General features: G+C 70.7%; 12 protein-coding genes and 1 pseudogene. 5 read left to right on the forward strand and 8 right to left on the reverse strand.

From position 1 onward, the window contains the following. Position 1: 1 nt before the first annotated feature. Positions 2 to 1,066, forward strand: coding sequence for a DUF6397 family protein (locus ABZV42_RS13150; protein ID WP_356051902.1), 1,065 nt, complete (start codon positions 2 to 4; stop codon positions 1,064 to 1,066). Here the strand turns inward: ABZV42_RS13150 and ABZV42_RS13155 are convergent. Beyond that, the gene (locus ABZV42_RS13155) at positions 1,003 to 1,869 is read right to left on the reverse strand and encodes an acyl-CoA thioesterase II (protein WP_355977247.1); all 867 of its coding nucleotides are present in this window, start codon (positions 1,867 to 1,869) and stop codon (positions 1,003 to 1,005) included. The two genes, ABZV42_RS13150 and ABZV42_RS13155, sit on opposite strands and share 64 nt — an antisense overlap. Before the next feature lie 19 nt (positions 1,870 to 1,888). After that, positions 1,889 to 4,402 carry a DUF3516 domain-containing protein gene (locus tag ABZV42_RS13160; protein ID WP_355977250.1) on the reverse strand — a complete coding sequence of 838 codons (2,514 nt, stop codon included), beginning with the start codon at positions 4,400 to 4,402 and terminating at the stop codon, positions 1,889 to 1,891. 145 nt (positions 4,403 to 4,547) lie between these two features. Between ABZV42_RS13160 and ABZV42_RS13165 the strand changes: the two genes are divergently transcribed. Further along, positions 4,548 to 5,342, forward strand: a complete 795-nt coding sequence (locus ABZV42_RS13165; protein ID WP_355977253.1) for a metal-dependent hydrolase — start codon at positions 4,548 to 4,550, stop codon at positions 5,340 to 5,342. Positions 5,343 to 5,413: 71 nt separating this feature from the next. Here the strand turns inward: ABZV42_RS13165 and ABZV42_RS13170 are convergent, their stop codons facing one another. From ABZV42_RS13170 to ABZV42_RS13185, 4 genes are all read right to left on the reverse strand, one after another. Continuing rightward, positions 5,414 to 5,689, reverse strand: coding sequence for a type B 50S ribosomal protein L31 (locus ABZV42_RS13170; RefSeq protein ID WP_355977256.1), 276 nt, complete (start codon positions 5,687 to 5,689; stop codon positions 5,414 to 5,416). A gap of 36 nt (positions 5,690 to 5,725) precedes the next feature. Further along, on the reverse strand, positions 5,726 to 6,196 hold the full coding sequence (locus ABZV42_RS13175; RefSeq protein ID WP_355977259.1) for a DUF5709 domain-containing protein: 471 nt from the start codon (positions 6,194 to 6,196) through the stop codon (positions 5,726 to 5,728). A 303-nt stretch (positions 6,197 to 6,499) separates the two neighbouring features. Continuing rightward, positions 6,500 to 8,467 carry an ABC transporter ATP-binding protein gene (locus ABZV42_RS13180; RefSeq protein WP_356051904.1) on the reverse strand — a complete coding sequence of 656 codons (1,968 nt, stop codon included), beginning with the start codon at positions 8,465 to 8,467 and terminating at the stop codon, positions 6,500 to 6,502. Beyond that, entirely contained in the window at positions 8,464 to 10,428 is a 1,965-nt protein-coding gene (locus tag ABZV42_RS13185; protein WP_356051906.1) for an ABC transporter ATP-binding protein, read from the reverse strand. The genes ABZV42_RS13180 and ABZV42_RS13185 overlap by 4 nt, the downstream gene beginning before the upstream one ends. A gap of 227 nt (positions 10,429 to 10,655) precedes the next feature. On the opposite strand from ABZV42_RS13185, the gene ABZV42_RS13190 reads away from it, so the two are divergent. After that, positions 10,656 to 11,405 carry a L,D-transpeptidase family protein gene (locus ABZV42_RS13190; RefSeq protein WP_356051908.1) on the forward strand — a complete coding sequence of 250 codons (750 nt, stop codon included), beginning with the start codon at positions 10,656 to 10,658 and terminating at the stop codon, positions 11,403 to 11,405. On the opposite strand, the gene ABZV42_RS13195 is transcribed toward ABZV42_RS13190, so the two are convergent. Next, positions 11,402 to 14,347 carry an FAD-binding and (Fe-S)-binding domain-containing protein gene (locus ABZV42_RS13195; protein WP_356051909.1) on the reverse strand — a complete coding sequence of 982 codons (2,946 nt, stop codon included), beginning with the start codon at positions 14,345 to 14,347 and terminating at the stop codon, positions 11,402 to 11,404. The two genes, ABZV42_RS13190 and ABZV42_RS13195, sit on opposite strands and share 4 nt — an antisense overlap. A gap of 285 nt (positions 14,348 to 14,632) precedes the next feature. Further along, on the reverse strand, positions 14,633 to 15,088 hold the full coding sequence (locus tag ABZV42_RS13200) for a MarR family transcriptional regulator (RefSeq protein WP_355977272.1): 456 nt from the start codon (positions 15,086 to 15,088) through the stop codon (positions 14,633 to 14,635). Positions 15,089 to 15,202: 114 nt separating this feature from the next. Here ABZV42_RS13200 and ABZV42_RS13205 point away from each other — a divergent pair, with 114 nt between their 5' ends. Together ABZV42_RS13205 and mltG are read left to right on the forward strand one after the other, a co-directional pair. Next, positions 15,203 to 17,002 (forward strand): ABC transporter ATP-binding protein, encoded by a 1,800-nt coding sequence (locus tag ABZV42_RS13205; protein ID WP_356051911.1) that lies wholly within the window; start codon positions 15,203 to 15,205, stop codon positions 17,000 to 17,002. A gap of 44 nt (positions 17,003 to 17,046) precedes the next feature. Continuing rightward, positions 17,047 to 17,853: pseudogene (mltG, locus tag ABZV42_RS13210) on the forward strand (endolytic transglycosylase MltG); the annotation flags it as partial. Between the last annotated feature and the right edge of the window lie 180 nt (positions 17,854 to 18,033).

Raw genomic sequence — 18,033 nt, forward strand, 5'->3', positions numbered from 1 at the left:
CATGTCCGGGACCACCACCATCACGCAGTCCGCCAGCTTCTCGCTCAGCCGGGCTGCACGGGAACTGGAGCTCAAGCGAGGCGAGTTCGACCTCGCTCTGCACCTCGGCTGTCTGCGCTCGGTTCCCGACGAGGGAGGCGGGGGACGCCGGGTCACACGTGCGGAGATCGACCGGGTGCGAGCCGAAGCCGGCTTCCCGGAGACCCTGCGCGAGCGGGTGAAGGCCGTCGGCACCACTGAGGGCGCCGCTCTCATGGGCGTCACGAACACCCGGTTCACACGTCTCGCACGCCTCGGACTGGTGGTACCGGTCAAGTTCTACCTGAACCGCTACAGGGTGGTCGTCTGGCTCTACCTCGCCGAGGAACTACGGCAGTTCGCGAGCGACCCGCAGAACGCCTTGATGATGAGCGGCCGGACACCCGAAGGCCTCCGGGATCAGCTGGACGACGGCCTGGACCTTCGTCCGCGTAACTGGCGTGGCCGGTACCTGGGTTTCCTGCTGAGGCAGACGGAGGATCCCTGGGCCCGTGCCGCGGTGGTGGCGTCCCTGCTGGACCCCGCCCAGGTGTCCGAGATCGTCGAGGATCCCGACGAGCGCGCGCAGCTCAACCGTCTTCGGCCCGGGCCTGTTTCACAAGCCGCGCCTGACTCGCCCGGTGCACAGATCGCCGAACGCATCACGACGGCGGACGCCTCGGACGAGATCGGCTGGCTGAGGGCGGACCTGGCGCAGAGCGTTCTGGAAGCCCGGGAAGACCGTCCCGCGGCGCGCCCGGCGAGGGACGCCTCACTCGTCCCCGCTCCGGCCCCGATGCCTGCGTCGTCGGCCGGTCCGCCGACGGGGGTCCCACCGTCGGCGGACCGGACCTCGCCGGTCGATGCTCGGCCTGCTGTCCGAGAACGCCTCACCACCGCGGACCTCCCGCTCATGCCGAGGGAGACCGCGCGGTCACGGAGACTGCTCACGTGGCTGCGCCGAAGGAGTCCGCAGGAGTCCTCCTACAGCGCCCTGAACAGTCCCTCCTGCACGACCGAGACGAGAAGGCGTCCTTCGAGGTCGTAGATGCGCCCGCGGGCCAGACCGCGGCCACCCGTCGCGATCGGCGACTCCTGGTCGTACAGGAACCACTCGTCCGCGCGGAACGGCCGGTGGAACCACATGGCGTGGTCCAGCGACGCCATGTCGAAACCGCGCGGCCCCCAGAGCGGTTCCACCGGGATGCGGACAGCGTCCAGGAGAGTCATGTCGCTCGCGTAGGTGAGGGCGCAGGTGTGCACGAGCGGGTCGTCGCCCAGCGGTCCGACGGCGCGCATCCAAACGGCGCTGCGTGGCTCGGCGCCCTTGGTCTCCTCGGGCGTCCAGCGCAGCCGGTCCACATAGCGGATGTCGAACGGCTGCCGCCGCGCCATGCGCTCCAGCGTTTCGGGCAGAGCGCCCAGATGCTCCTCGATCTCCTGCGTCACCGTCGGCAGGGACTCGGGGTCCGGCACCTCGCGGGCCGGCGGCAGCTGGTGCTCGAAGCTCCCTTCCTCGGGCTTGTGAAAGGAGGCGGTCAGATTGAAGATCGTGCGGCCCTGCTGCACGGCGGTGACACGGCGTGTGGTGAACGACCGCCCGTCCCTCACCCGTTCGACCTGGTACACGATCGGGACGCCCGGACGGCCCGGACGCAGGAAGTACGCGTGCAACGAGTGCACCGGCCGGTCGCGCTCCGTGGTGCGGCCGGCGGCGACCAGCGCCTGGCCCGCCACCTGGCCGCCGAAGACCCTCTGCAGCGACTCCTGCGGACTGCGGCCGCGGAAGATGTTGACCTCGATCTGCTCCAGGTCGAGCAGATCGACGAGCCTCTCGGCCGGGTTCGTCATCGGTGGGATTCTCCTGAGCTCACAGCTGTCCGACGTCGGTGATCTTGACGATGGCACGGCCCTCGGTGTCCGAGGCCGTGAGGTCGACCTCCGCGCTGATGCCCCAGTCGTGATCACCGTTCGGGTCCGCGAAGGTCTGGCGGACGCGCCACAGACCGTTCTGCGGCTCCTCCACGATCGAGAGCAGCTTGGGGCCGCGGGCGTCGGGACCGGTGCCGAGGTCCTCGTACTCGTCCCAGTACTTGTCCATCGCCTCGCCCCACGCGTCGGCGTCCCAGCCGGACTCGCCGTCCAGGTCGCCGAGTGCGTCGACGTTGTCCAGAGCGGCCAGCTCGACCCTTCGGAACATCGCGTTGCGGACGAGGACACGGAAGGCGCGGGCGTTCGAGGTGACCGGCTTGACCTGGTCGGCCTTCTCCTGTGCCTCCTCGGCCGTCATCACCTCGGGGTTGGCGAGCTGCTCCCATTCGTCGAGGAGGCTGGAGTCGACCTGTCGCACCATCTCGCCCAGCCAGGCGATCAGGTCCTCCAGGTCCTCGGACTTGAGGTCGTCCGGGACGGTGTGCTCGAGGGCCTTGTAGGCACTTGCCAGGTAGCGCAGGACGATGCCCTCGGTGCGGGCGAGCTCGTACCAGGAGACGAACTCCGTGAAGGACATGGCCCGCTCGTACATGTCACGGATGACGGACTTCGGCGACAGCGGGTGGTCGCCGACCCACGGATGGCTCTTGCGGTAGGTGTTGTACGCGTGGAAGAGCAACTCCTCCATCGGCTTGGGGTACGACACTTCCTGGAGCCGCTCCATGCGCTCCTCGTACTCGATGCCGTCGGACTTCATGGCGGCCACGGCCTCGCCCCGGGCCTTGTTCTGCTGGGCCGCGAGGATCTGCCGCGGTTCGTCCAGTGTGGACTCCACCACGGACACCATGTCCAGGGCGTACGACGGGGACTCGGGGTCCAGCAGGTCGAACGCGGCGAGCGCGAAGGTCGACAGGGGCTGGTTGAGCGCGAAGTCCTGCTGGAGATCGACGGTCAGCCGCACGATGCGGCCGGTCGGGTCCGGATCGTCGAGCTTCTCCACGATGCCGCCGTCGAGGAGCGATCGGTAGATCGCGATGGCCCGCCGGATGTGCCGCAACTGCTGCTTGCGCGGCTCGTGGTTGTCCTCCAGCAGATGCCGCATCGCGTCGAAGGCGTTACCGGGCCGGGCGATCACCGAGAGCAGCATCGTGTGCGTCACCCGGAAGCGCGAGGTCAGCGGTTCGGGATCGGAGGCGATCAGCTTCTCGAAGGTGCTGTCCGTCCAGCCGACGAAGCCCTCGGGAGCCTTCTTGCGTACCACCTTGCGGCGCTTCTTCGGGTCGTCGCCCGCCTTGGCGAGCGACTTCTCGTTCTCGATCACGTGTTCCGGTGCCTGGCCGACGACGTAGCCCGCCGTGTCGAACCCCGCTCGCCCGGCCCGGCCGGCGATCTGGTGGAACTCGCGGGCGCGCAGCGTGCGCACCCGGGTTCCGTCGTACTTCGTCAGCGCGGTGAACAGCACCGTGCGGATGGGGACGTTGACGCCGACACCGAGGGTGTCCGTGCCACAGATGACCTTCAGGAGACCGGCCTGGGCCAGCTTCTCCACGAGCCGCCGGTACTTGGGCAGCATGCCGGCGTGGTGCACCCCGATCCCATGGCGTACGTAGCGGGAGAGGTTGCTGCCGAACTTGGTGGTGAACCGGAAGTTGCCGATGAGCTCGGCGATCTGGTCCTTCTCCTCGCGCGTGCACATGTTGATGCTCATCAGCGCCTGCGCCCGCTCCACGGCCTGCGCCTGGGTGAAGTGCACGATGTAGACCGGGGCCTGCTTGGTGGCGAGCAGTTCGGTGAGCGTCTCCGTGAGCGGGGTGAGCACGTACTCGTAGGAGAGCGGGACGGGCCGGGTCGCCGAGCGGACCACCGCCGTGGGGCGGCCGGTGCGGCGCGTGAGGTCCTTCTCGAACATGGAGACGTCACCGAGCGTCGCCGACATCAGGATGAACTGTGCCTGGGGAAGTTCCAGGATCGGGATCTGCCAGGCCCAGCCCCGGTCGCCCTCGGCGTAGAAGTGGAATTCGTCCATGACGACCTGGCCGACATCGGCGTGCTTGCCGTCCCGCAGCGCGATGGACGCGAGGACCTCGGCGGTGCAGCAGATCACCGGAGCGTCGGCGTTCACGGAGGCGTCGCCGGTGAGCATGCCGACGTTCTCGGTGCCGAACATCTTGCACAGCTCGAAGAACTTCTCCGAGACGAGCGCCTTGATCGGTGCCGTGTAGAAGGTGACCTCGTCCCGGGCGAGCGCGGCGAAGTGCGCGGCCGCCGCGATCATGCTCTTGCCCGAGCCGGTGGGGGTCGAGACGATCACGTTCGCCCCCGAGACCACCTCGATCAGCGCCTCCTCCTGATGGGGGTAGAGCGTGATGCCGCGCTCCCCGGCCCACGACTCGAAGGCTTCGTAGAGGGCGTCGGGGTCTGTCGTCTGCGGCAGCTGATCGATGAGGGTCACGCCCCCATCTTGCCTGTCGATACACGTGATGGGGGAATCGGATGTTCGAGGAAAGATCACGACCGCTACGCTGTGGCGCCGGTGACGCGTCAGCGTGCACGGGCAACTGGACAGCGTTACAAGAGGAATGGGGCGGGGAACGGCCATGATGGGACCAGCACACTCACTGTCGGGGGCCGCGGCCTGGCTGGGCGTCGGAGCGGCGGCTGCCGCCGCCGGCCATGCCATGCCCTGGCCGGTCCTGCTCGTCGGTGCCCTGATCTGCGCCGGCGCCGCTCTCGCCCCGGACCTGGACCACAAGGCGGCCACCATCTCGAACGCCTTCGGACCGGTGTCACGAAGGCTGTGCGAGATCGTCGACAAGCTTTCCTACGCCGCCTACAAGAGCACCAGGAAGCCGGGCGACCCCCGGCGCAACGGCGGCCACCGCACGCTGACCCACACCTGGCTGTGGGCGGTGATGATCGGATCGGGTACGGCGGTGCTTGCGATCACCTGCGGTCGCTGGGCGGTTCTGGCCATCCTCTTCGTGCACATGGTGCTCGCCATCGAGGGCCTGCTGTGGCGGGCCGCGCGCGGTTCCAGCAGCGACGTCCTGGTCTGGCTGCTCGCCGGGACGAGCTCGTGGATCCTCGCGCAGACCCTGGACAAGCCGGGCAACGGCTCGGACTGGCTGTTCAGCGCGCCGGGCCAGGAGTATCTCTGGCTCGGGCTGCCGATCATCCTCGGCGCCCTGGTGCACGACATCGGGGACGCGCTGACGGTGTCCGGCTGCCCGATCCTGTGGCCCATCCCGCTCGGCCGCAGGCGCTGGTACCCGATAGGCCCGCCCAAGGTGATGCGCTTTCGCGCGGGCAGCTGGGTCGAGCTCAAGGTGTTGACGCCGGTGTTCATGCTGCTGGGCGCCGTGGGCTGTGCGGCCGCGCTGAACTTCATCTGAGGCGGGCGGCTCCCAGGGGCCGGGCCCGGGCGGCGGGGCGCTCTTCGCTCAGTGCGGGGCGCCCGTCGCGTTCAGCCGTTCTCCCCTGTGCCGGCCCCCTGCTCCCCGCCGCCGAATCGTCGCTCGAACTGGGCGATGCGGCCCTCCGAGTCCACTGTGCGGGCCTTGCCCGTGTAGAAGGGGTGGCTCTCCGAGGAGATCTCGACGTCCACGACCGGGTAGGTCTCGCCGTCGTCCCAGTCGATGGTCCGGTCGCTCGTCGCGGTGGAGCGCGTGAGGAAGGCGTAGCCGGCGGAGCGGTCGCGGAACACCACCGGGCGGTAGTCGGGCTGCTTGTCCTGCTGCATGGCAACTCCTCTGGAGAGGCGGGGGACGGGTGCCGGTCAGCCGGACACCGCGTCCTCGTCGACGATGTGCATCGCGGCTTCCTCCGCCGAGGCGGCGGCGCCGTCGATGCCGATGTCCGTGGCGATGAGCCCGCTCTCCTCGTCCTCGTGCGCGCCTTCGTCCGGGGCCACCAGACGGCCGGAGCGAAGGGCGCCCACCTCGTTGTCGAGGGGCTCTCCGTCGGTGCCCTCGCAGTCGCCGATGCCGTCTCCGTCGGATCCGGCGACGTCGGGCAGTTCGTCGGCGAGGCGCTGCTCCAGGGTCTCGCCGGCCCGGCGTTCCGAGGCGGTCACCCCTTGGTGTTCCACCGCCCACGGCCGCTCCGGCGGGGACCAGCCGCGGTCGAGGGGGTCACTGACGCCGTCCGTGACCAGGGTGTCCTCGGCATCGAGCAGCCCCGCGTCGTCCTGTACCTCGGATCCGTCGGGCTGGTAGACGTCGTCTCCCCATCCGTCGGCGCTGTCCACGGGTACCTCCAGGGGGTGCGGACGGGACCGCAGCCGCCGTGTTCGGCGGCGGGCGCGCGGGCCCGAGGACACAGGTGTCGCTCCCCGCGAACCGGTTGGTTCCCGGGAGTCCCCCGAGCGGGTGCCCACAACCAGCCTTCCACCCCCCTTCGCCACCGCGCAACGCCACAGGGGCCGACCAGCAGCGCCGCAAGGGTCGATCTCCGGCCCGCCCGGCCCCCGGCGGGGCGGGCCGGAGGACATGTGACAGGCAGGTGGTCCCGCTCGGCACCCGGTACGCGCGCGGAGAGCGGTGGCCCCGGGTCACCCGTGCCAGGACCTCCACAGCGCCGCGTACGCCCCGTCCGCCGCGACCAGTTGATCGTGGCTGCCGAGTTCGCTGATACGGCCGTTCTCGACGACGGCGATGACGTCCGCGTCATGGGCCGTGTGGAGGCGGTGGGCGATGGCGACGACGGTGCGGCCGTCCAGAACGCGGGCCAGCGAGCGTTCCAGATGCCGGGCCGCCCGTGGATCCAGGAGCGAGGTCGCCTCGTCCAGGACCAGCGTGTGCGGGTCGGCCAGGACCAGCCGGGCCAGCGCGATCTGCTGGGCCTGGGCCGGAGTGAGCGCGAACCCGCCCGAGCCGACCTCGGTGTCCAGACCGTCGTCCAGCGCCCGGGCCCAGCCGGCCGCGTCGACCGCGCCGAGAGCCGCCCACAGCGCGGCGTCGACGGAGGCGGCGTCTTCGCCCGGACTCTGCGCCGGACCGGGAGTCTGCTTCGTAGCCGTAGCCGTAGCCGTAGCCGGTGCTGTAGCTGGCGCCGGTGCCTGCTCCCGTTCTCGCAGCTGCTCCTGCTTCCGTTCCCGCAGCTGTTTCTGCTCCCGCTCCTGCTCTCGTCCCTCGTCCCGGGGCTGCCGGGAGCGGGGAACGGCGAGCAGCAGGTTGTCGCGAAGGGAGCCCACGAACACGTGGTGCTCCTGGTTGACCAGGGCAACGTGCGCCCGGACCTCCTCCGCGGGCATCCGGGACAGCTCGGCGCCGCCGAGAGTGATCCGGCCGTCCCGGGGCGCGTAGATTCCGGCGAGCAGCCTGCCCAGGGTGGACTTGCCCGCGCCGGAGGGGCCGACCAGGGCGAGCCGGGTGCCGGGCGCAACCGCCAGGGAGACCTCCCGCAGCACGTCCACCCCCTCGCGGTAGCCGAAGTGCACCCGGTCGGCGTGGACGTCGCGCCCCTCCGGGACCACGGCGGGGTCACCCGCGTCCGGCTCGATGTCACGGACGCCGACCAGCCGCGCCAGCGAGACCTGGGCCACCTGCAATTCGTCGTACCAGCGCAGGATCAGTCCGACCGGGTCGACGAGCATCTGGGCGATCAGCGCACCCGTCGTCAGCTGGCCCACCCCGATCCAGCCCTGGAGGGCGAGCCAGCCGCCGATCATCAGCACCGAGCAGAGCACCGTCACATGCGTGATGTTGACGACCGGGAAGAGCACCGACCGCAGCCAGAGGGTGTAGCGCTCCCACGCCGTCCACTCCCTGACCCTGCGGTCCGACAGCTCGATGCGGCTCCCGCCCATACGGTGCGCCTCGACCGTGCGCCCGGCGTCGACCGTCTCGGCGAGGACGGCGGCCACCGCGGCGTAACCGGCCGCCTCCGAGCGGTAGGCGGCCGGCGCCCGCTTGAAGTACCAGCGGCAGCCCATCACCAGCACCGGGACGGCGACCAGGACGGCGGGAGCGAGCACGGGGGCGGTCAGGGCGAGACCACCGAGCAGCAGTGCCGCCCACACCACGCCGATGGCCAGCTGCGGGACGGCCTCGCGCATCGCGTTGGCGAGCCGGTCGATGTCGGTGGTGATGCGGGACAGCAGGTCACCCGTCCCGGCCCGTTCCAGGACACCGGGCGGCAGACCGACCGACCGTACGAGGAAGTCCTCGCGCAGGTCTGCCAGCATCCGCTCGCCGAGCATCGCACCGCGCAGCCGCACCTGCCGGACGAACACGGCCTGGACGAGGAGCGCGACGACGAAGAGGGCGGCGGTGGCTCCCAGATGGAGGTCGCGTGCGTGGTCCGTGACGCGTTCGACGACCGAGCCCAGCAGATAGGGCCCGGCCATCGAGGCCACGACGGCCACGGTGTTGACGGCGACCAGGAGCAGGAAGGCTCTGCGGTGCCGTCGGAACAGCTCGGTCACGTAGGTGCGTACGGTCGCGGGCGCGCCGACGGGCAACGTGTGCGCCGTCGTGGGGGCGGCCGGGTCGTACGCCGGTGGCGCCACGCCGATCATGCGGTCTCCTCGATCTCTTCCAGTACGCCGTCGAGGACGGCCTCGTCGTCCGCGGTCACCTCGCCGAGAGCGGCTCGGTCAGCGGCTTCTCCGGCGGCCTCTTCCTCGGTCGCCCGGGTCACCACGGCCCGGTACCGCGGTTCGCCGTGCATCAGTTCGCGGTGTGCGCCGACCGCGACGACCTCGCCCTCGTGGACCAGGACGACCCGGTCCGCGTGGTCCAGGAGCAGGGGTGACGAGGTGAAGACCACGGTCGTGCGCCCGGCGCGCAGGGAGCGCACTCCATCGGCGATCCGGGCCTCGGTGTGCGAGTCGACGGCGGACGTCGGTTCGTCCAGGACGAGTACCTCCGGGTCCGTGATCAGGGACCGGGCCAGCGCCAGCCGCTGGCGCTGGCCGCCGGACAGGGAGCGCCCGCGTTCGGTGATGTGCGCGTCCATCGGATCCGCTGTGTCGAGCGAACCCTGGGTGAGCGCCTCAAGCACGTCGCCGCACTGTGCGGCGGACAGGGCTGCCTCGGCGCTCACTAGACCCGACGCGGGCACGTCGAGCAGGTCGCGCAGAGCGCCGGACAGCAGCACCGGGTCCTTGTCCTGGACGAGGACGGCGGTGCGGGCGCACTCCAGGGGCAGCTCGTCCAGCGGCACGCCCCCGAGGACCACGGAGGTGCTCCTCGGGCCGCCCTGGGCCGGACCCTCGTCACCCCGCTCGGATGCATGGGCTGGACCCTCGTCGCCCTGCTCGGAGGGGGCGAGACCCTTGTCACCTCGTTCGGAGGCGTGGCCGAGATCCTCGTCGCCCCGCTCGGAGGCGTGGCCGCCGAGCCGCTCGGCCAGCAGTCCCGCCGCGTCCGGGTCCCCGCACACCACGGCGGTGAACCGGCCCGCGGGAGCGAGCAGTTTGGTCACCGGGTCGTACAGATCACCGCTCGGCAGCTGCGCGGCGAGGGAACCGCCGCTGTCCATGGCCCGTTCCAGGGACAGCACCCGGGCCGCTCGTCTGGCCGACGGGCGCGAGAAGGAATAGGCCATGGCGATCTCTTCGAAATGACGCAATGGATAGGTGAGCAGCATGACGGCGCTGTACACGGTGACGAGTTCACCGACCTCGATCCGGCCGTCCCGGGCGAGCTGCACACCGCGCCAGACGACGGCGATCATCAGCAGACCGGGCAGAAGAACCTGGATCGCCGAGATCAGCGACCACATGCGCGCGCTGCGGACGGCGGCCCGGCGGACCTCCTGGGAGGCGCGGCGGTAGCGGTCGAGGAAGAGCTCCTCGCCGCCGATCCCGCGCAGGACCCGCAGGCCCGCCACGGTGTCGGACGCCAGCTCGGTGGCACGGCCCGCCTTCTCCCGCTGGAAGTCGGCGCGCCGGGTGGCGCGGGGCAGCAGCGGCAGTACGGCCACCGCGAGCACCGGAACGCCCACGGCGACGATCACCCCCAGGGCCGGCTGATAGACGGTCAGGGCCACGCAGACCACCACGACCGTCACCGCGGCTGCCGTGAAGCGGGACACGGCCTCCACGAACCAGCCGATCTTCTCGACGTCGCCGGTGGAGACCGCGACCACCTCGCCCGCCGCGACACGTCGGGTCAGCGCCGAGCCCAGCAGCGCGGTTCTGCGGGCCAGCAGTTGCTGGACGCGCGCGGCCGCGGTGATCCAGTTGGTGACCGCGGTGCGGTGCAGCATGAGCTCGCCCAGGGCGATGCACGCCCCGCACCCCGCCATCAGCGCGCCCGTCAGAGCGAGCCTGGTGCCGGAGCGGTCGACGACGGACTGGACGGCGAGGCCGACGCAGAACGGCAGCGCGGACACGGCCAGGAAGTGCAGCAGACCCCAGGACAGGGCCTTGAACTGTCCGCCGAGCTGATTCCGCCCGAGCCACCACAGGAATCGGGGACCTGAGCGTGCGTCGGGCACGCCCGGATCGGGATACGGAAGGTCTTGGATCTGCATGACGTCCCAGTGGCTCGTGTCAGGCGATGGCGAATGCTCCGGATTTCCGGGAGCCGTGCGGCCGGGGGCCGGCAGCAAACCGTGAAAGGTTCGCGTCGGAGCGTGGTCGAAAGCAAACGGTTTTCCGCCCAGGCGCAAGGAACCGGCCCGGAGCGGCCGCGACCCCGACCTGCCGGGACGGGCGGGGAGAGCGGTTCGCCAGGTGTACTGATGCGAGGATGGGCGGCATGCGAACGAACGGTGCGGTGCGTACGGGGCTCGCGGCCATGGTCTGCGGGGCCGTCGCGGTCACCCTCTCGGCCTGCGGTGGCCCGGAGGGCGGAAGCGGCAGCGGGGCGAAGGGCCGTGCGGGGGCCCGAGGCGGAGTCGCTCGTACGAGTGCGCCCACGGTGGACCTGACCCGCATTCCCGACGTGGGCGACCGGCTCCAGCGGCGGATCCCCTCCACCTCCCGTCAGGTCCTGGCCGTGTACGGCGAGGGCAAGGACTCCGCGGACTCCACGGCCGTGCTGTACACGAAGTCCGGTGCGACGTGGGAGAAGACGCGCAGCTGGACCGCGCACAACGGGAAGAAGGGCTGGACCGCCGACCATCACGAGGGTGACAAGCGCAGCCCCGTCGGTGTGTTCACGCTCAGCGACGCCGGTGGTGTGCTCGACGACCCCGGCGCCCGGCTGCCGTACACGCAGTCGGAGACGTTCCAGGCCCCGCACGAATGGGCGAAGTCTCACTGGCACGACTTCGACTACGTCATCGCCATCGACTACAACCGCCTCAAGGGCAACCCGCCGGACGATCCCACCCGCCCCTTGGGCGACGAGAAGGGCGGCGGCATCTGGCTGCACTTGGACCACGGCAGCGGCACGTCCGCGTGCGTGAGCATGTCGAAGTCGGCCATGGAGTACCTGCTGCGCGCCCTCGACCCGGAACAGCACCCGGTGGTGGTGATGGGGGACAAGGAGGACCTGAAGGTCTAGGACCTGTCCTGGCGGGCCGGCGCTCCGGGCCGAGTCGCGTGCTCCAGTGCCAGGAGGGCGGAGAAGTAGTCGCGGCCCGTCGCGTGATCCATGCCCACCTCGCACATGCGGTTGGCCGACAGATGCGCGTCGAAGTCGCGGGAGATGACGAACGCCGCCTCCTCGCGGGTGGCCGATTCGGTGAGTTCGCGGTGGAGCAGGCCGCGGTCGCCCGCGAAGGCGCAGCACCCGGCGTCGTCGGGCACCACCACCTCGTCCGCACACGCCTCGGCCACCGCGCGCAGCTGTGCCTCGTCGCCCAAGTGCCGCATGGAGCAGGTCGGGTGGAGCACCGCGGAGCCGAGGGTGCGGTGCACGGTGAGGTGGGGGAGGAGTTCCTCCGCGGCCCACACCACCGAGTCGACGACCCGCAATTCGGCGTGCAACTCCCGGTTGTCGGCGGTCAGATACGGTACGACCTCGCGCGCCAGGCCGAGCGTGCACGACGAGGCGTCCACGACGAGCGGCAGTCTGCCGCCCGCGGTCCAGCCCCAGGCCGCCTCGACGACGCGGTTGGCCATCACGGCGTTGCCCGTGTCGTACCCCTTGGAGTGCCAGATCGTCGCGCAGCACGTTCCCCGCACGTCCTCCGGAATCCACACCGGCTTTCCCGCTCGTGCGGAGACGGCGACGACGGCCCGCGCGAGCGACATGTCTCCCGGACCGCCGAAGATGCGGTTGACGCAGGCCGGGTAGTAGACGGCGACGGCTCCAACGCGTGCGGTGCCGGGCATCGCGGAGTCGGCGGCGCCCGGCATCCGAGGCAGCCACTCGGGTACGAGGTCGGGGCGTACGACCTTGCGGACCGCCCGCGTCACCGCGTTCACCCGCCGGTCGCCGATCCGGTCCACGGCGGCGACGGCCAGCCGTGCGGAGACCTCGAGCACGCGGAAGTGCCGCGCCGCGAGCGCGGCCGCCCTCTCCTCGCGCGGCGAGTGCCGGGTGTGCCGGAACGCCTTCATCAGGGCGCCTGTGTCGATGCCGACCGGGCAGGCGAGCCGGCAGGTCGAGTCGCCCGCGCAGGTGTCCACGGCGTCGTATCCGTACGCCTCCAGGAGCCCGTTCTCGATCGGGGAGCCGTCGGGCTGGCGCATCATCTCGCGGCGCAGCACGATCCGTTGGCGTGGTGTGGTGGTCACGTCCTTGCTGGGGCAGGTCGGTTCGCAGAAGCCGCACTCGATGCAGGGGTCGGCGATCGCCTCGATTCGCGGGATCGTCTTCAGGCCCCGCACATGCGCCCGTGGATCACGGTCGAGCACGACGCGCGGGGCGAGCACGCCGTCCGGGTCGATCAGCTGTTTCGTGCGCCACATCAACTCCGTCGCCCGGGGCCCCCATTCGAGCTCCAGGAAGGGCGCGATGTTGCGCCCCGTGGCGTGCTCGGCCTTGAGTGAGCCGTCGAAGCGTTCCACCGTGAGCCGGCAGAACGCGTCCATGAAGGCGGCGTACCGCTCCACGTCGGCCGGCCTGGACGCGTCGAAGGCCAGCAGGAAGTGCAGATTGCCGTGGGCGGCGTGGCCCGCGACGGCGGCGTCGAAGCCATGCCTGGTCTGGAGTTCCAGCAGCGCCTCGCAGGCCTCGGCGAGGCGCCCGGGCGGTACCGCGAAGTCCTCCGTGATCAGCGTCGTGCCGGACGGGCGCGCGCCGCCGACCGCCGTGACGAACGCCTTCCGGGCCTTCCAGTAGCCGGCGACGGTCCGCCGGTCGCGGGTGAGGGCGTTCGTCACCGAGGGCACGGGCGACACCGGCGAGAGCCCCTCCAGCACCGAGCGGGCACTCTCCTCGTACGCCTCCTGCGCGGCCTCGTCCGAGGCGCGGAACTCGACGAGGAGCGCGGTCGTCGGACCCGGTAGATCGGCCCAGTCCGCGGGCACGCCCTCGACGGCCACCGAGGCACGCAGGGTGTTGCCGTCCATCAGCTCGACTGCCGAGGCGCCCGCGGCGGTGAACAGTGGCACTGCGGCGGCCGCGGCCGGCAGCGAGCCGAAGAAGAGCAGCGCGGCGGAGACCCGGCGGTCCAGCGGCAGCGTGTCGAACACGACCTCGGAGATGAAGCCGAAGGTGCCTTGCGAGCCGATCATCAGACCGCGCAGGATCCCGACGGGCGTCGAGCCGTCGAGGAAGGCGTCCAGGCGGTAGCCGTTGGTGTTCTTGATCGCGTACTTGGCGCGGATGCGGTCCACCAGCCCGGCGTCCGCCTCGATCTCCGCCTTGAGCTCCATGAGTCCGGCGCACAGGGCGGGTTCCGCTCGCGCCAGCCGTTCGTCGGCGTCCGGTTCGGCCGTGTCCACGACCGTGCCGGACGGCAGCACGAACGTGAGTGAGGCGAGGGTGACGTACGAGTTGCGGGTGGTGCCGGCCGTCATGCCGGAGGCGTTGTTCGCGACCACGCCGCCCACCGTGCAGGCGACCGCGCTGGCCGGATCGGGGCCGAGCACGCGTCCGTGGCGGGCGAGCGCGGCGTTGACGCGGGCGACGGTCGTGCCCGGAGCGATCCGGACCCGCGCTCCGCCGTCGAGCACCTCGACCCCCGTCCAGTGCCTGCGGACGTCGACGAGGATGTCCTCGCCCTGCGCCTGGCCGTTGAGCGAGGTCCCGGCAGCCCGGAACACCACCTCGCGGCCCCTGCCGTGGGCGTAGGAGAGCACTGCCGAGACGTCGTCGATGTCCTCGGGGACCACGACGACCCGCGGCACGAAGCGGTACGGGCTGGCGTCGGAGGCGTAGCGCACGAGGTCGGAGATCCCGGTCAGCACCCTGTCGCCGCCGAGCAGGGTGATCAGGTCACCCCGCAGCGGCTCGGGAGTGCCCCCGGCCCGGTCCTCGGGGACCCTGTCGGCCGCCGGGAACTCGGGGCGCGCACCGGGGCGCAGCTTGTCGGGGTCGGGCTCCAGCAGAGGCATCGGACCACTCCTCACGTGCTCGCCGAGCAGCGCCGCCATGACGGCCACGACCGCCAGGACCGACCGGACGGCCAGGACCTACGGACCGGACCGCCGAGCCCGCCAGGACCGACCAGACCGACCGGACCGCCGGCACCGCCAAGACCGACCGGACCGCCGATACCGACCGGACCAACATGACCGACCGGACCGACGGCGCCGTCGATTCCGCCCTGAGCGGTGCCGAGGACGCCCTCGACGCCGTCCTCGAGCCGCTTCAGGGGCGGCGTACCGCCCCGAGGCCGCTCAGCAACGGTGCTCAGCCCTCGGCATGCCGTCGACCAAGGTGTCCAGCAGTCCGCCGAGCACCTCGCGCTGCTCGTCCGTCAATGGAGCCAGGATCTCCTCCGCGGCGCTTCGGCGCGCGGCGCGCAGCTCCCGTAGCGCCTTGCGCCCCTCGTCCGTGACCTCGATACGGATCACACGGCGGTTGGTGGGATCGGGTGCCCGGCGCACCTTGCCGCTCGCCTCCAGGCCGTCGACCAGTGTGGTCACGGCGCGCGGCACCACTTCGAGGCGCTCGGCGAGATCGGCCATACGGGGCGGTGAGGCGTAGTGCGCGAGGGTGCGCAACAGCCGTGACTGGGCGGGGGTGATGCCCAGCTCGCGCTGCTCCAGATGGCGCTTCTGGATGCGGTGCACGCGGCGCGTCAGACGCAGCAGCTGCTCGGCGAGCAGGCCGTCGGCATCGGGGGTGGTCATGCGGGAACAATATCAGGATGCCGTTCATTGTGAGTATAGGTAACAATGAGCGGGGATCCGTGAGTCGTCGGATCCTCGTCGATGTCTCGGTCGTCCCAGTTTCCTAGGAGTCCATTGCGTCCCGAACAGTCCACCTGGAGCCCGCCACCTGCCGACAAGGAACAACCACGGCAGGTGCGCCGCATCCTCAGGCTCTTCCGGCCCTACCGCGGCCGCCTCGCGATCGTCGGCGTGCTGGTGGGCGCCGCGTCCCTCGTGGGCGTCGCCACCCCCTTCCTGCTGAAGGCGATCCTCGACACCGCGATCCCCGAAGGGCGTACGGGTCTGCTGACCCTGCTCGCTCTCGGCATGATCGCGAGCGCCGTCCTGAGCGGGGTTTTCGGCGTCCTCCAGACGCTGATCTCCACGACCGTCGGCCAGCGGGTGATGCATGATCTGCGAACCGCGGTCTACGGCCGTCTCCAGCGCATGTCGCTCGCGTTCTTCACCAGGACGCGCACGGGCGAGGTCCAGTCCCGCATCGCCAACGACATCGGCGGCATGCAGGCGACCGTCACGTCCACCGCCACCTCGCTGGTCTCCAACCTCACGAGCGTGATCGCCACGATCGTCGCGATGGTGGCCCTCGACTGGCGCCTGACCGTCGTCTCCCTGCTCCTGCTGCCGGTCTTCGTGTGGATCAGCCGCCGGGTCGGCAACGAACGCAAGAAGATCACCACCCAGCGCCAGAAGCAGATGGCGACGATGGCCGCCACCGTCACCGAATCGCTCTCCGTCAGCGGCATCCTGCTCGGGCGCACCATGGGCCGGGCCGATTCGCTGACCAAGTCCTTCGCGGAGGAGTCCGAGGGCCTCGTCGACCTCGAGGTGAGGTCGAACATGGCGGGACGCTGGCGCATGTCCGTCATCGGCATCGTCATGGCCGGCATGCCCGCCGTCATCTACTGGGCCGCGGGTGTGGCCCTCCAACTCGGCGGCCCCTCCATATCGATCGGCACGCTCGTCGCCTTCGTCTCGCTCCAGCAGGGCCTGTTCCGGCCGACGGTCAGCCTGCTGTCCACCGGCGTGCAGATCCAGACCTCGCTCGCGCTGTTCCAGCGCATCTTCGAGTACCTCGACCTGCCCATCGACATCACCGAGCCCGAGAGCCCCGTCCACCTCGACCAGGTGAAGGGCGAGATCCGTTTCGAGGACGTCGAGTTCCGCTACGACGACAAGGGTGCCCCGATCCTCGAAGGCATCGACATCACCGTCCCGGCCGGCGGCAGCCTCGCCGTCGTCGGTCCCACCGGCTCCGGCAAGTCGACGCTGAGCTATCTGGTGCCCCGGCTGTACGACGTCACGGGCGGACGGGTGACCCTCGACGGGGTCGACGTCCGGGACCTCGACTTCGACACCCTCGCGCGCGCGATCGGTGTCGTCTCCCAGGAGACGTACCTGTTCCACGCCTCGGTCGCCGAGAACCTGCGTTTCGCCAAGCCGGACGCCACCGACGCGGAACTGCACGCGGCGGCGCGAGCGGCCCAGATCCACGACCACATAGCGTCGCTGCCCGACGGGTACGACACGGTCGTCGGCGAACGCGGCCACCGGTTCTCCGGCGGCGAGAAGCAGCGCCTCGCCATCGCGCGCACGATCCTGCGCGACCCGCCCGTGCTCATCCTCGACGAGGCGACCAGCGCCCTGGACACCCGTACGGAGTACGCCGTCCAGGAGGCCATCGACGCCCTGTCGGCCAACCGCACCACACTCACCATCGCCCACCGGCTGTCCACGATCCGGAGCGCCGACCAGATCGTCGTCCTCGACTCGGGCCGCGCGGCCGAGCGGGGCACGCACGAGGAGCTGCTCGCGGGGGAGGGGCGCTACGCCGCTCTTGTCCACCGGGACGCTCAACTGGAGCCGACAAGATGAAGATATGCCGGGTTTGCGGGCAATAGCGCGTTACCGTGCCCGTTATGCAGACGAACACTCCGCCACGGAGCACGATCCGACTGACGCGCCGGGGCCGAGTCGCCCTCATCGCGACCGGCGCCGTCGTGGCGGCCACCGCCGTGGCGGTGCCGCTGCTGAGCATGGGAGACGACGCACGCCCGACGTCACTCCTCGTCCCGGAGGGCTGGCGCTCCGGACAGGTCTACGCGGCCGTCGACAAGGCCCTCCGGGTCCCCTCGGGCACCACCAGGAAGTCCCTGGCGAAAGCCCGTCTCAAGCTTCCGAACGACGCCCGGGGAAATCCTGAGGGCTATCTCTTCCCGGCGACGTATCCGATCGGCGAGAAGGCGACTCCTGAGTCCCTGCTGACGTTCATGGTCGACACCGCCAACAAGAAGTTCAACGGGGCGCCGGTCGCCGCGGGCGCGCAGCGCAACGCGATGAACGTCTATCAGGCGGTCACCGTCGCGAGCATCGTGCAGGCGGAGGCGGCGACCGAGGCGGACATGGGCAAGGTGGCCCGGGTCATCTACAACCGCCTGGAGCGAGGCATGCCGCTCCAGATGGACTCCACCATCAACTACGCCCTGAACCGCTCCACCCTCAGCACCAGCGAGGCGGACACGAGGCTCAACAGCCCCTACAACTCGTACCGGCGCATGGGTCTGCCGCCCACCCCGATCGCCAATCCCGGAGAGGAGGCGATGCGCGTCGCGGTCAACCCGCCCGCGGGCGACTGGCTGTACTTCGTCACGGTCAAGCCGGGCGACACGCGCTTCACGGCCGGTTACGCGGAACACCAGCGCAACGTGGCCGAGTTCAACCGGCTCCACCACAAGAAGGCGTCCCCCGCGGCCTCGTCCACGGTTTCTCGGGTGGCGTCTCCCGCGGCGCCTCGGGCCGCCTCTCCGGCGATCACGCCCGCGGCTTCCCCCACGGTCGCTCCCGTTGCCTCGCCCACGGCCCCGCCCGTAGCTTCGACCGCGGTCACAACGGCAGACACGTCAGCG

This window comes from Streptomyces sp. NPDC005281, assembly GCF_040607495.1.
Classification (GTDB): domain Bacteria; phylum Actinomycetota; class Actinomycetes; order Streptomycetales; family Streptomycetaceae; genus Streptomyces.

What these genes read in the sequence shown, in the direction of transcription:
- ABZV42_RS13150 (WP_356051902.1), top strand. Translation starts at nt 2, where the DNA reads ATGTCCGGGACCACCACCATCACGCAGTCCGCCAGCTTCTCGCTCAGC.
- ABZV42_RS13190 (WP_356051908.1), top strand. Translation starts at nt 10,656, where the DNA reads ATGCGAACGAACGGTGCGGTGCGTACGGGGCTCGCGGCCATGGTCTGC.
- ABZV42_RS13155 (WP_355977247.1), bottom strand. Translation starts at nt 1,869, where the DNA reads ATGACGAACCCGGCCGAGAGGCTCGTCGATCTGCTCGACCTGGAGCAG.
- ABZV42_RS13170 (WP_355977256.1), bottom strand. Translation starts at nt 5,689, where the DNA reads ATGCAGCAGGACAAGCAGCCCGACTACCGCCCGGTGGTGTTCCGCGAC.
- ABZV42_RS13165 (WP_355977253.1), top strand. Translation starts at nt 4,548, where the DNA reads ATGATGGGACCAGCACACTCACTGTCGGGGGCCGCGGCCTGGCTGGGC.
- ABZV42_RS13195 (WP_356051909.1), bottom strand. Translation starts at nt 14,347, where the DNA reads ATGCCTCTGCTGGAGCCCGACCCCGACAAGCTGCGCCCCGGTGCGCGC.
- ABZV42_RS13200 (WP_355977272.1), bottom strand. Translation starts at nt 15,088, where the DNA reads ATGACCACCCCCGATGCCGACGGCCTGCTCGCCGAGCAGCTGCTGCGT.
- ABZV42_RS13185 (WP_356051906.1), bottom strand. Translation starts at nt 10,428, where the DNA reads ATGCAGATCCAAGACCTTCCGTATCCCGATCCGGGCGTGCCCGACGCA.
- ABZV42_RS13180 (WP_356051904.1), bottom strand. Translation starts at nt 8,467, where the DNA reads ATGATCGGCGTGGCGCCACCGGCGTACGACCCGGCCGCCCCCACGACG.